This window comes from Roseomonas aeriglobus, from assembly GCA_016937575.1.
In the GTDB taxonomy this organism is placed as follows: Bacteria; Pseudomonadota; Alphaproteobacteria; order Sphingomonadales; family Sphingomonadaceae; genus Sphingomonas; species Sphingomonas aerigloba.
On the sequence record JAFHKN010000002.1, the window covers coordinates 550,922 to 562,963 of the forward strand.

General features: G+C 65.4%; 15 protein-coding genes. 8 read left to right on the forward strand and 7 right to left on the reverse strand.

All coding sequences use genetic code 11. The annotated features are described in order from the left end of the window. The first annotated feature begins 50 nt into the window (after positions 1-50). Entirely contained in the window at positions 51-887 is an 837-nt protein-coding gene (locus JW805_03120) for a hypothetical protein (protein ID MBN2971007.1), read from the forward strand. Positions 888-911: 24 nt separating this feature from the next. On the opposite strand, the gene JW805_03125 is transcribed toward JW805_03120, so the two are convergent. Genes JW805_03125 through JW805_03140 form a run of 4 tightly spaced genes read right to left on the reverse strand, consistent with a single transcriptional unit; the run spans position 912 to position 3,613 of the window. After that, positions 912-1,682, reverse strand: coding sequence for a ThiF family adenylyltransferase (locus JW805_03125; protein MBN2971008.1), 771 nt, complete (start codon positions 1,680-1,682; stop codon positions 912-914). Then, the gene (locus JW805_03130) at positions 1,672-2,055 is read right to left on the reverse strand and encodes a multiubiquitin domain-containing protein (GenBank protein ID MBN2971009.1); all 384 of its coding nucleotides are present in this window, start codon (positions 2,053-2,055) and stop codon (positions 1,672-1,674) included. The genes JW805_03125 and JW805_03130 overlap by 11 nt, the downstream gene beginning before the upstream one ends. Positions 2,056-2,069: 14 nt before the next feature. Further along, on the reverse strand, positions 2,070-2,951 hold the full coding sequence (locus JW805_03135; GenBank protein ID MBN2971010.1) for a hypothetical protein: 882 nt from the start codon (positions 2,949-2,951) through the stop codon (positions 2,070-2,072). Beyond that, the gene (locus JW805_03140) at positions 2,951-3,613 is read right to left on the reverse strand and encodes a hypothetical protein (GenBank protein ID MBN2971011.1); all 663 of its coding nucleotides are present in this window, start codon (positions 3,611-3,613) and stop codon (positions 2,951-2,953) included. The genes JW805_03135 and JW805_03140 overlap by 1 nt, the downstream gene beginning before the upstream one ends. A gap of 81 nt (positions 3,614-3,694) precedes the next feature. Between JW805_03140 and JW805_03145 the strand changes: the two genes are divergently transcribed. The 7 genes from JW805_03145 to JW805_03175 all read left to right on the forward strand — a co-directional run bounded on the left by JW805_03145 (position 3,695) and on the right by JW805_03175 (position 10,642). Beyond that, positions 3,695-4,315, forward strand: coding sequence for a hypothetical protein (locus JW805_03145; GenBank protein ID MBN2971012.1), 621 nt, complete (start codon positions 3,695-3,697; stop codon positions 4,313-4,315). A 426-nt stretch (positions 4,316-4,741) separates the two neighbouring features. Beyond that, positions 4,742-6,994 carry an AAA family ATPase gene (locus JW805_03150; GenBank protein MBN2971013.1) on the forward strand — a complete coding sequence of 751 codons (2,253 nt, stop codon included), beginning with the start codon at positions 4,742-4,744 and terminating at the stop codon, positions 6,992-6,994. Positions 6,995-7,025: 31 nt separating this feature from the next. After that, on the forward strand, positions 7,026-7,256 hold the full coding sequence (locus tag JW805_03155) for a hypothetical protein (protein ID MBN2971014.1): 231 nt from the start codon (positions 7,026-7,028) through the stop codon (positions 7,254-7,256). A gap of 8 nt (positions 7,257-7,264) precedes the next feature. Next, a complete protein-coding gene (locus JW805_03160) occupies positions 7,265-7,495 on the forward strand; it encodes a hypothetical protein (GenBank protein ID MBN2971015.1) in 231 nt (76 codons plus the stop codon). Positions 7,496-8,364: 869 nt separating this feature from the next. Next, positions 8,365-9,276, forward strand: a complete 912-nt coding sequence (locus JW805_03165; protein ID MBN2971016.1) for a hypothetical protein — start codon at positions 8,365-8,367, stop codon at positions 9,274-9,276. Between the two features lie 85 nt (positions 9,277-9,361). Beyond that, complete coding sequence (locus JW805_03170) at positions 9,362-10,084, forward strand: hypothetical protein (protein ID MBN2971017.1); 723 nt, start codon at positions 9,362-9,364, stop codon at positions 10,082-10,084. Between the two features lie 9 nt (positions 10,085-10,093). Beyond that, positions 10,094-10,642 carry a hypothetical protein gene (locus JW805_03175; protein MBN2971018.1) on the forward strand — a complete coding sequence of 183 codons (549 nt, stop codon included), beginning with the start codon at positions 10,094-10,096 and terminating at the stop codon, positions 10,640-10,642. Here JW805_03175 and JW805_03180 read toward each other — a convergent pair. The 3 genes from JW805_03180 to JW805_03190 are packed head-to-tail and all read right to left on the reverse strand — an operon-like array spanning position 10,639 to position 11,996. Continuing rightward, on the reverse strand, positions 10,639-11,064 hold the full coding sequence (locus JW805_03180; GenBank protein ID MBN2971019.1) for a hypothetical protein: 426 nt from the start codon (positions 11,062-11,064) through the stop codon (positions 10,639-10,641). The two genes, JW805_03175 and JW805_03180, sit on opposite strands and share 4 nt — an antisense overlap. A gap of 30 nt (positions 11,065-11,094) precedes the next feature. Further along, positions 11,095-11,493, reverse strand: a complete 399-nt coding sequence (locus tag JW805_03185) for a hypothetical protein (protein ID MBN2971020.1) — start codon at positions 11,491-11,493, stop codon at positions 11,095-11,097. Further along, the gene (locus tag JW805_03190) at positions 11,490-11,996 is read right to left on the reverse strand and encodes a GIY-YIG nuclease family protein (GenBank protein MBN2971021.1); all 507 of its coding nucleotides are present in this window, start codon (positions 11,994-11,996) and stop codon (positions 11,490-11,492) included. Before JW805_03190 ends, JW805_03185 begins: the two co-directional genes overlap by 4 nt. Between the last annotated feature and the right edge of the window lie 46 nt (positions 11,997-12,042).

Sequence of the window (12,042 nt, forward strand, 5' to 3'; positions counted from 1 at the left end):
GCCGTCGGCGCGCTATCGGTGATCGCGATGGACCGTCTGGGCGTAGTACGATGAGCGGAAGCAGCGAGTTCCCGCGCGCAATCGCCCAGGCGATGCTCGCAATGGTCGATCCCGCAGACGTCGCTTTGTCGGGCGATCGTGACCGGCTCGCCATCACCATCGCCGGCGCGACGATCACGTTCGGCGACGCCCAACCGCATGCATTCGAGCGACTGGCCTCGGCAATCGAAGCGCAGATTGCGTATCAGCGCGCTGGTGCGATGGTCGCTGCGGCGGGTGAAACCGGCACGCCGCTGTGGCTGGTCGCCGGATCCGATATGCTCGGCAAGTGGCTCGCGTGGTCGCGGGTCGATAAGCCGCTGGCCAAGGGTCTGAGCCTCACCGGCCGCGCTGACGCAGCGCCGGTCGTGGGCGATCTTGCGCGGCGCTCGCGGCGCGAGCTCGGCCAGATGTCGGCGAAGATCCGGGTGAGGAGCGGCCAGGCGGTCGCCGAGCGGATCGAGCTGTCGCACCACGTTCCCGCGATCGCCATACTGGGCGACCGTGCACTGATCCGCATCGCGCGCCACCATTTGCCTGAAATGATATTGTCCGCGCTGCTCAAAAACCCGACCAGTAACGATCGTTGGCGCGCGTCCGAGATCGTCGACCACCCGTTCTTCACGACGCATGACTTCATGGTCGCTCGTGTCGACAACGACCGTGATGAGGTGGTGGTCGAACTGGAAACGGCATGGGCGCCGCTGGCGCCGATTCCCGAGGCTGCCTGGGCGGCTGTTCCGCGCGGCGCCGACCCCGCATTCCCATGGCGCGCGACCGGTCGCGAGGTGGTGGACCTCTACGGGCTTGCCGGTCGCGGCGAGCGAGCGTTGCAGGAGAGGCTCTGACCACACGGCGAGATCATCGCGATGCTACGGGCGATCCGCGTTGACGATGGTGTTCCCGTCTACCGCGTAGATGCAGGTGTATTCGCCCTCGGTGTCGGCGTAGAAGCCGCGCAGCTGCTTGTACTGGATCACCGCGAGCGTGGCGGCGAGGCGGTTGAGGTCGCCGACTTGGATGTTGCTGCGGTACAGTTCGTCGTCATCGCCACCGGCGGTCGGCACGCGCTGGGCGATGTGCTGGCGCATCTCCGGCGTACTGGTCGTTACGCGAACCTGTCCCATCAGCTTGTCACCCGCGAGGCGCAGGCCAAGACCTGCGTCGATAAACGGCAGATCGCGGGCTTCCAGTTCGGGGATGATGAACGCCCTTGCCTCGACACTGTCGACGCAGACGAACACGAAATCGACGTCATTGAGCAGATGAACATTGTTGGGACCGAGGTGGGCGGCATGCGCAACGATACCGCGGTGCATCCGCCCGTAGACCTGCGCGTAATGCTCGACCTTGGGCAGCCCGGCGGCGATGTCGTCGAACGACATCGCGCCGGGCGCCCGCCACGCAGTGTGCTGCTCGACGATGTCGCCATCGATCAGCACGATCCGCTCGCACGGTGTCTTGCTGACGAGGTCAAGCGTCTCCGAGCCGGTGCCGCCAAGCCCGATGATCGCGATGGTGCCGCCGGCGAGCCGAGCGGACACCGCCGCGATCCCCGCCCGGGATGCGGCGGTGTCCTCGTAGACGAACGGACTCGCCGCGACCGGCGATGCCCCGTCCGCCGGGGCTGGTTCAGCTGGCATAGGTCGCGTCGGCGTTGACGATGAGACCATCAGCGATCTCGATGACGTCGCCCGGGGTCATGATGCCGCTCGGCCGCAGGCCCACGCCGCCGCGGAACGACACGGTGGCGGCGCTCGGCGCCGCAAGCGCCTGGTGGGGGAAGGCGAGCCGCAGAAGCTGCGCGAACGTCGCGGTGCGCCCGCGCAACTCATGCCACTGCCCGTTGATGCGGATCGACGTGCGGCCGGCCGGCGTCGCCTGCGCCGTGCACGAGCGCTCAGCCTCGCCAACCAGATAGAGGTGCGGGCGCGTACGCACCGATGGAATCGGGTCGTGCGTGGGCATGGTGGCCGTCCAGCCGCGCGCAACGGGCTGTGTAGCAAGCAGGGTCATCTGTCTTCTCCTTGTCAGTAGGGATCGTCGAAATCGGGGTCGGTCTCTTCGCCGCGCGCGGCCCAGCGAACCGCGTCGGTCATCTCGGCGTAGAGTTGCCGTGTGGTGGAGTGATAACCGCTGAGGCGCCGCGCGACGTGCGGCCAGTCGAGCGTCGGGTCGGCCTCATCGAGGTCCAGGTCATGGATCACCTCGAGCATGACCGACAGCACGGCGGTATTCTCCTTGCCGCGCGGTAGCTTCTCGAACACGACATGCGCGGCGAGCGCGCGCAGCGACGGCGGAACGCGCGTCAGGTCATCGCACTGGACGATCCATGTCACTTCGGCGAAATTGACATAGGTCTGCAGGCAATCCTCGCTCCACGCGCGCCCGGTTGCGGGATCGATCATCGCGACCAGCCCGGCGGCTACGTCGTCACTGACCTTATCGATGCCGATCACCGTCGCGATCGGGTTGGCGCAACGCCGGGCGGCCATCGCGACCGTGACCGGCGACGCCCACAGCGCCTCGGTTGTTCGGCCGGACGAGGCGATATTCGCGGCAATGACCGGATCCGTCAGATTTATGATGACGTGTGGCACGCCCGCGACAAGCGCCAGCCAGCGCGCGGCGTGCGTTCGCCCGGCACCCACGGGACCGGTCGCCAGCACCGGATTGCCGCGGAACCACGGCCGACCGGTCGCGATGAGCGTCTCGCAGTTGGCCCCAACCCACCGCAAGAACGCGGACTGATGCTCGTGCATGAATTCGAATGCGATTCCATCGGGACCGAGCCGGTCGCCGCCGTTCAGCGCGAAGGGTTCGCTCAGGCCCAGCGGCGCTGGGCAGTCGTCGAAGGCTTGACCGACGACCATCGCCGGACGCGCCGACATAAAGGGGGTCAGATCATTCATCAGTCACCTCGCCACATCCGCAGCGGCCGCATGCCACCGGCGCCGCGCCCTTCCTTTTTGATCCGCCGTTCGGTCTCGAACATCTCGTCGATGAGCATCCGGGTCAGCTTCTCCGAACCGTGCTTGGCGGCATGGTCGAGAAAGGCAGCGAACCGCGGCACTTGCCAGCGCAGCCAGTCGCACAGTCGGTCGCGTTCGCTGGCACGATCGTACTGCACCGACCATTCGGCATCGTGGCCGCTTCTGCGCTTAAGTTCGAGCCTGTAACCGCGCTTAGTGTCAGGCGCGTACAGGTTGATGACTTTGAAATCGCGCTGTCGTTGCGCCTCGGCCGCCGCTTGCTCGCGGCGCACCTCGCGCGCGTTTTTGACAAGTTTGTCGCAGGCGGCGGTGATTGCCGCCGGCCCGAAGATCATCGTCACACGCCCGTAGAACACGAGATCGAACGCGCCGGCGCTTACGCGTTCGAGCACAGCGTCGCGGTCGGCGAGATCGCCAAAGTGCCGCGTCCACAAGATGCGCGTTCCACCATGGTTCGCGACAAGGCGCATCATGTGCGGGTCGGTCGCGTGGGTCTCCACCGAAAACATGCCAGCCGCTGCGTGCACGATCGAAGCGGCAGTCGACATGGCACTTGGTTCGAAGGGCGTAGGCAGCAGCATGAACTGACCTATAGGTCCGTGTACGGAATATGTCAAATTGAGAGCTTGCCTCGCTGTCGTCGATCGAGTCATCGCTGTGCCGTGGCCGACCCGAACCCATCCGCCTTGAGCTTGTCGTACGGCGACGCGATCACCGTGCTGATGGACGCTTGCGGGTTGCCGGCGATCGCGCGAACCGCATTCGATGCGCGTGTCCGGCAGCTTCAGCGGCTTGGTGTGCCAAGGCGTGACGATCAGGCGTTGGGGCGGCTGCGCTACGGGATCGCTGAACTGGCTGCGCTCGCCACTGCTACGAAGCTGATGGATGCATTCATGGTACCGGCGCTGGCGGCGCGCTACGTGGTGGAGCGCTGGCAGGAATTGGCGCCATGCATGTTGGCGGGCGCTCGGGATGCGCTGCCTGCAAGCTATCTGGCACGGCGGTCGGTGGCGGCGGAAAGTTTTGCGTTCTTCGGGTCGAACGCCTTAGCAATGATGGGCAAGCGCCACCGCCATGACGAACGCTATGTCGAACCGCTCGGCACAGTTCGGATCGTTGATGAAAAGCGCGCTGCGGCGACTGCAGCAGCGTTAGGTGGCGCGGGGCTGATCCTCGACAGCTCGACCTACATGCCGGTCATCGTCCGTGAATGGAAAGATCGGTTGTCGGTGACAGATATAGAAATGGGGGTAGAGCTTGATCGGCTCAGATTTGCGCAGTGACGAGAACGACGAGCTAACCACATTCTACGAACGCCTGCTGAACGGCTAGCAGCGCCGGTTAATTGCCGAAGGCGAGCGCTGTTTCATCACTGCATTTTTTGGCGGCTGAGACCCAGATGCGGTCACCTACGGCTCGATCCGCGCTTCCTGAAACCGGACGTTTGTTCATCGGCTGGCGAAGAGTTCCACGGCATCCGCAGGCGCGAGCGGTCCGAAGAAGCGCGCTAGGTTGGTGTCACTGAGCTGCGCGATCGGCGCGCTGCGCGCGAAGATGTCGCCTTTATAGGCGGCCTCCTTCCCGCCACGCGGATCGATCTTCCCCGCTAGACAGTGAGCGCGGCCATCGCCTTGGCGCACGGCCCGCGTTAAGGTGATGAGAGCGCCCGCGAAAACACGAAGACGACGCGGCCGATCGAGGGGGGAGACATGTTTCTCAAGAAGGTAACAGGCATCCGGAACGTTGGCCGCTTCAAGGCGGCACGTGTCGCCGGTGGCATGTACGAGCGGTTCACGCTGATCTACGGCGGCAACGGCCGCGGAAAATCGACTTTGTGCGCGATCCTGCGCTCTCTCCAGACAAACGACCCAACCCCCGTCATGCGACGCCGGACGTTTCAGGCGACCAGCGATCCCGAGATCGGGCTGCTGCTCGACAGCGGGCAGGTGCGCTTCGCCAACGGCGCTTGGTCCGCCGCCAACCCCGACGTGCACATCTTCGACCATCAGTTCGTCGCCAAGAACGTCCACGGCGGTGACCAGATCGATGTCGAACACCGACGCAACTTCTACCGGATCGTGGTCGGCCCTGCGGGTGTGGCGCTCGCCGAGGAGGTTGACCGTCTCGATCAGCTGGCGACCGCAAAGCAAGGCGAGCTCGCGACGGCGAAAAAGGTGCTGGAGCAGCACCTACCGAGCGGTGTCCGGCTTGATCCCTTCCTCAAGATCGCTGCCGACCCAGCCAACGCCGGCAAGATCGCGGATGCGGAACGGCGGCTGAGAGCGGTCAACGACGCCGGCGCGATCGCATCCCGCAAGCTGCTCAGCCTTCCGCCGCTTCCGGTGCTGCCCGAGGGCTTCGTTGACCTCCTCGGCAAGACTGCCGAAGGCGTGGCGGCCGACGCTGCGGCGCAGGTCCACGCGCAACTCGCGCGGCACCATTTCGACGAGCATGGTGAGGCCTGGCTCAGCCAAGGCCTTGACCATGCGGCCGACGGCACGTGCCCGTTTTGCGAGGCGCCACTTGCTGGCAACGGCCTGATCGATGCCTATCGGGGGTTCTTCAGCAAAGCCTACGCCGACCATAGGAAGGCGGTTGCCGACATGAGCCGCGCCCTCAACCACGCGCTGTCCGGGACGGCGGCGTTGCGGGCCGAACAGGGCTTCACGACGGCCGCTGCCGACGCGGAATTCTGGCTCGACTATAGCGATCACGGTTACGCGCCGCCCGCCGCAGCGGAACGGATCGTCGCCGAGGTGGAAGCCTTGTTCGTTGCCGCAAAGGCGCTGTTGGCAGAGAAGAACAATGCGCTGCTGGAGACAGTGGAAACTTCCACCGCCTTCATCACCGCGGCCGCCAATTGGTCGGCGACGTCTGCCGAGCTCGCGAGCGCCTCTGCACGCATCGACGACGCCAACGGACTGATTCAGGCGGTGAAGAATGGCAGCGCGGCCGGTGACAAGGCCGACATCGAAGCAGAGCTGGCGGGGGCACGTGCCGTCGAGAAGCGGCATTCAGAGCCGGTCGTGACGCTCGCCGCGGAGTATCTCCAGCTCACCGCCGACAAGCAGACGCTGGTCGACGCGAAGGACGACAAGAAGAAAGCGCTGGACGCCTACGACGCCTCGATATTTGGCGCCTACGAAGCCGACATCAATTCATATCTGACGAGCTTCGGTGCTGGGTTCCGGCTTGCCGACTGTAAGAAGAGCTATGTCGGCAAGGCGCCGCAGTCCATCTTCTGCCTGCGGTTCGACAACAGCGACATTGACGTGACGAAGGCGAGCGCCGACGAGCCTGGGTTCGACACGACGATGAGCGCTGGCGACAAGAACACCTTCGCCTTCGCGTTCTTCCTGGCGCAGCTGAAGCGCGACGCGGACCTCACCCGCAAGCTCGTCATCTTCGACGATCCCTTCACCAGCCTCGACGATTTTCGCCGCGCGATGACGGCGAAGGAGATCGTCCGTAGCGGCGGCCGGGCCGCGCAGACGCTGGTGCTGAGTCACGACAAGTTCTTCCTGGACACGGTGCATGGTCTGATCCGCGACGCGCAATGCGTAACCATGCAGATTTCGAGCACGGTGACGGGATCGTCGATTGAGCCCTGGGACCTCGAGCGGGAGGTCAAGGAAGGATATCTGCTGGACCATATGCGGCTGCAGGAGTTTGCCGACGGCCGCTCCGGCGAGGCTCGCGAGATGCGAACGGTCATGCGGCCCTTGCTCGAACAGTATATCCGCTACCGCTTCCCCAACCAGATCCTCGAGGGCAAATGGCTGGGCGATATGCTCGCGATCATCCGCGCCGATCCGCAGCATCCGATGACGCCGCACTATGCCGAGCTCGACGACATAAACGCCTACACGGCGCCGTTCCATCACGATCCAAACGCGCCCTACGTCGAGGACGAGGTTCGCAGTTATGTCACCAGGACGGTGGCGATCGTCGGTGGCTGCTGACCAGTGACATCGCGCGATACTTGCTATCGGTATGGCCGGCGCGTTCCGACGCTCGAAGCTGGCCGCGATGACTAGCGATCGGGTCAGAAAGGACAGTCCCGGGCACAGTCTGCGGGCGGGATTCCTGATCCAGGCAGGCTGGCAGAACGCCAACCTGTTCGAGATGCGCGAGCATAGCCGCCACGCTTCGCTCGAAAAAGTCAGCGAGTGTGCGTGCGACCACGAGCAGTTTCACAAGTATGCGGCCCAAGGCTTTCTGTGAGCGGCGACGTGAGGGCGGCCGGCGCGCATGGCGCGTGGCGGCCGATCGCCGAGCTGCCGGTCGAGCTGAAGGACGGCCGTTACGTGCTGCTATGGGTGCGCGCCCGCCCGCTGGTCGCCTTCTGGGCAAACTACGAGAACGGCGGCGATTGGTCGACCGACGACGGGCTCCGCCCGATGCCTTCCATGTTCGCCGAGCTCGTGCATCCGCGCGGGTCTGGGCCGATCCACGACGCCTAGCAGGACGAATGATGCCGCCTTCTCCTCCCTTGTCGGCGAAGACCTTGACCGGCATCGATCATGATCGAGCCGATCGGAAAACGGACCCGACCCGGGTTCGTACGCCACGGGCGGCCGCGCACAGCGACTCGTCGGTCTCGCTATGACGCTCGACGGATTTCTCACGGTCCTCGCGCTCGCGGCGGCGATCTATGCCGTTCTGTCCCCCGTTCAGCGGCAGCGCGTGTCACTGACCTGGCGACCTCAGCTGTTGCTAGCCCTGCCCGTGCTGGTGCTGATCCTCGGGTTCGAGCTCTACGACTGGTCGCCCCCGGCGTGCCCGGTCGTGCTTGGCGATATCTGCTCCGTCTTAATCCTCGGCGGCGCGGAAACGGAAGTGGCGCGCAAGTTCGCCTTCCTGCTCGCCTTTGCGTGGCTGTTCGGGGCGGTGACCATTCAAGCTGTCGTCAAACCCACCCTGTCGAGCGTGCCGGCGTTCACGGAGGTCGCGACCGCGCTGATTGACGAGGAACAATATGGCGACGCGTTGAAGCTGGTGGAGCCGCAGATCGGCCTCCTGGCGCGCGCCAGCCGACGGAAGTGTTTCCGGCAAAGGATGCGCGATTGGCTCGAGGAGTTCGGGCCGACGCCGGAGCACTCGTTCCGGCGCTATCTGCGCCGGTCGGGCCCACGCCGCCACAGCGGCGAGAACTGGCCCGATTGGGCGGCAGTGCCGGTGCGGTGGCTGGCGCGCTTCGTTCCGGCCGGGCGCCGGGGCGAACGTGCCGCCGGTGACCTTTTTCAGCTGTTGATGAGCTCGCCTCAGCTGTTCGACTATATTGTGTCTCGCAGACCATACTTCGCACTCGGCTTGGTCCGCGAGCAGGTCTATGGCGGCGCTGACTTTCTCGAGCGTTTTCCTTGGCGAGCTGATGCGTCGGCCGGGCAGTGCTCTCTATCAAGAGGTCGCCACCAACGACCATTCCGACGGGTTGGTCGGCTACCATCTTCCTGCCCGCAATCGTATCCTCCACTTCCTGTTCGCCGATGCCAAGGTCGCTGAGGAGCTGTCGGCGTGGCAGGGCGTGGGCGACTATCTGAAGCGCCTGCTCAGCGGAGACGAGCGGCCCGATTATTGGGTTTGGCTCAATGGCCGGCCCGATTGGTTCGAGCGGGATCAGATGCGCGACCCGACCTACGTCGGCATGTTCTTCTTCGACATCATGGTCAGTTCGGCCGCCAAGCAAGGTGTCGGCTACCACATGTGGCTCTACTACTTCACCTCCTTCGGCGAGATGCTCGAGCGCGGCTACGATTCGAGCGCTGCCGGCATAGACCGGACTGCCGAGTTTCCGAGCCGCGCCGCCCGCCTGCTCTACGAGCTGGTGAGCCACCTGACTGCTTGGGTCGGCATGCTGCGGCACCTTCCCGAAGGTGCAGTGCACCGCGGAGTCCCCGACCGACCAGATTACCCGGCCACCATACCCTTCGCTGCGGCCCAGGCGCTGGGACGCGTGCTCGCGGTAGCGGTCATGTCGCAGAAGGTGGACGACGGGGTGATTCAAACGCTCCACGATGTCGCGATCCGGACGATCAAGGAATTGCACCCCGACGAGGGGGATCGGTCGGCTCTCCGCTCTTACTTGATTAACGCGCTGCTGAGCGGCGGTGGGCGAAAGAGCGACCCAGGCTACCTCACGCGGCTCGCAAAGCTTCTCGATCGGAATGACGACCTGATAGAGTATGAGATCCCCGACTATGTGGCGGCGCTCAACTCGCGGATCGAAGGGACGGATCGATGAAGGAGACGGAGATCAGGAGACAACCGTGGACGTGCCGGCGAGGGCTACCTACGACCGGGTGGCGTGATGAACTGGAAGCAGAGCGATGAGCCTCTACCTCAGCGAGCACGAACGGTCCGCACTTGCGTCGATCAACTCCAATACGCTGCGCGAGCTGGTTGACGAGGCGGTATGGACCACCCGCTCAAGCGCGCTCCGCGAGCTCCGACTTGCAAGCTGCGGTGTCTATGTCGCCGAGCGACTGCGGCGTTTCGAACGCGACCTCGACAGCTACGCCAAGGCAAAATCGGCGCAGAAGCGGAGCGATACGCGCGCGAGGGCGAGCAGCGCCGGGAGCGAACTCGTCCGCGCGCTCCGCGAGATGCAGGACCGAATGGCGACAGAGGACAAGGAGCTCGAGCGCTTCCGCATCGACGACCTGATTCCGCCGCCCCACCGCCTGCGTGAGCGGATCGAGGTACGGGTCGGCTTCCAATGGCGCGACACCGCCTCGGACTCATGGCGGTTCGGCAGCATCACATTCGCCCATGACGTCCAGCTGCGCCCCGATTATGAGAAGCCGGTGCCGAAGCGGAAGCCGAGCGCGGCGAAGCAGGATGAGGAGCGCCAGGACGAGCTCTACCGCCGCTGGGAGGATCTCCGGTCGCGGGCGCTCGGCGCGGTGCGGGAGTTTTTTCAAAAGGGCGGCGATGGCGCCGCGATCCCCGAGAGGTTCGAAGCGCAGCCCGGAATGCGAAGCCGCTTTCTCGACAATTTCAGCTGCGATTTCTGGCTCGATCGGGCCGCGGCATCCGGCGCGGCGGGCTAGGATCGCGCCTTGGCCAATATCGAGCTGCATTCCACCCACTCGACCCTCCGCGAGCGGATCGTCGAGCATGTGTTCGTCGGCGAGGCGCTTCGCGCGTTATGGCGGCGCGGCATCACCGACGTCGAGGTGCTGCGCTCCGAATTTGATGCCCACGGTTACGATCTGGTCATGCGGCGTGGGGCGGTGGACCGCCACATTCAGTTCAAGACCGGCGTGCGGGACAAGCCTGCGCCGGTATCGGTCGGTCGCGCGCTGGCCGAGAAGCCAAGTGGCTGCGTGATCTGGATCTGCGTGACGCTCGACCTCGCGATCGGCCCGTTCTGGTGGTTTGGCGGCGGGCCCGGCGAGCCCCTCCCCGATCTCCTGGGGTTCAGGAACCCGAAGCGCAACGGCCGAAACAAGGCCGGCGATCGGCCACCGCGCAGGAACCACAGCAAAGTGCCGACGCGTTACTTCAGCCGAGTGGACGGGATCGACGCCATCCTGGAGATCCTCTTCGGCCCGCTTCCGGTCGGGTCGGCACCAGCGGTGCCGGAGGATGCACGTGACGCCGCCTAGTTGCGATTAAGCCCCATCTCGCGGCTCTGGAGCTTATCCTTCCAGCGCGCTTCGAGCGCCATCAGCTCGGTGTCAGCTGCGGCCGAGCCGACCGTCTCCAGAACCGAGCCCCGGTAGTCGCTCGCCTCGCGGCTCTTGAGCGCGACGTTGCCGCCATGGCCAGTGACGAAATAGTCACGCCACCGCGCGAGGAAGCCACCGCCGCCCGACCCCAGCCCGACATATCGCTCACGCGTGCGCGGGCACGTCAGCAGATAGATGCCGCGGGTTGCGGCGAGGGCCGCCCGCCAGCCGGCCGGGATCGTCTCGATCTCGGCGCGGTTGAGGATGAGCGCGTCGAAGCCTGGGAGCTCATCCTCGCTGAAGCTGCGCCGCAGCTCGACGACCGGCTTGCCCGCGCGCGCGCCGTCGACCCGCTGCACCCATTGCCGGTAACCGCTGCCCCAGGCGATTCAGAGGCGGCCTACATAGTCCGCCAGCGCCGGCATGGGCGCGAGGCGATAGAGATTGCAGCTGCCGCCCGGCTCGGGCCGGCCGGTGATCGGATGCGGTCGTTCTTCGGGCAACGGTCCGACCAGCTCGGCGCTGTACATTCCCACGAACAGCGTCTCGGTGCTGCCAGGCAGGCCGACGAACGAGGCCCAAATTGGCGCGCGGAGGTCCGGCTTGTCGCCGAACGCCTGCGTTTCCTGATAGGCATCGAAGCGGGGGCGCTGCTCGCGCCACAGCGCGTAAAGCGATGGGAAGGCGGGGTAGCGTCCGTCCTTGTGGCGCAGCAGCCGCACGTCGCGGCGGGCAAGCCCGGCGCTGTCGAGGAGCGTGGTGAAGGTCAGCGGCGGCGCGGCGGTCACCGCTCGGCTCCATGGCGGTGCTCGCGGTCCAGCTCGGAGAAGTCCGTCAGCGCGTCGCACGCCATGCAATGGTACATCCAGCTCGCCTCCTGAAAGTGCATGCCGCACATGCAGCCGCAGAACGGGCAGCATTCCTCGAGTTCGAGATCGCCCCATTCCCAAACGCCAAGATATTCAGGGACCGCGTCTCGGTCGTAGCCGGTGATCTCGAAGGCATCGGTGTTCTTGGCGACATAGCCATCGACGCCGGCGCGCGACAACATCGGCAGCGCGTCCGCAGGCTCAATCGCGAACCACTCGCCGGAGAGCCTGCGGGTCGCGAAATGGGCGTGAAGCGCGCGCTCCAGCGCGTGATCATCCGCGGCGTTGATCCACCCCACTACTGCGAGCGCGACGGGGTTGCCGGTCTGGAGGTCGCGGCGGCGCTTCTCGATGTTCCGCGCCCGCCCGATCTTCGTGAAGACGCGGTCGTTCTCGACCTGCGAGATGAAGTAAACAGCCATCGATCAGAATCCGTGGCCTGCTCCTCCCAACACCTTCATAATGGCG

Coding starts and splice junctions, on each gene's coding strand:
- JW805_03120 (MBN2971007.1), top strand. CDS start 51: ATGAGCGGAAGCAGCGAGTTCCCGCGCGCAATCGCCCAGGCGATGCTC.
- JW805_03125 (MBN2971008.1), bottom strand. CDS start 1,682: ATGCCAGCTGAACCAGCCCCGGCGGACGGGGCATCGCCGGTCGCGGCG.
- JW805_03130 (MBN2971009.1), bottom strand. CDS start 2,055: ATGACCCTGCTTGCTACACAGCCCGTTGCGCGCGGCTGGACGGCCACC.
- JW805_03135 (MBN2971010.1), bottom strand. CDS start 2,951: ATGAATGATCTGACCCCCTTTATGTCGGCGCGTCCGGCGATGGTCGTC.
- JW805_03140 (MBN2971011.1), bottom strand. CDS start 3,613: ATGCTGCTGCCTACGCCCTTCGAACCAAGTGCCATGTCGACTGCCGCT.
- JW805_03150 (MBN2971013.1), top strand. CDS start 4,742: ATGTTTCTCAAGAAGGTAACAGGCATCCGGAACGTTGGCCGCTTCAAG.
- JW805_03155 (MBN2971014.1), top strand. CDS start 7,026: ATGGCCGGCGCGTTCCGACGCTCGAAGCTGGCCGCGATGACTAGCGAT.
- JW805_03165 (MBN2971016.1), top strand. CDS start 8,365: ATGGCGGCGCTGACTTTCTCGAGCGTTTTCCTTGGCGAGCTGATGCGT.
- JW805_03170 (MBN2971017.1), top strand. CDS start 9,362: ATGAGCCTCTACCTCAGCGAGCACGAACGGTCCGCACTTGCGTCGATC.
- JW805_03190 (MBN2971021.1), bottom strand. CDS start 11,996: ATGGCTGTTTACTTCATCTCGCAGGTCGAGAACGACCGCGTCTTCACG.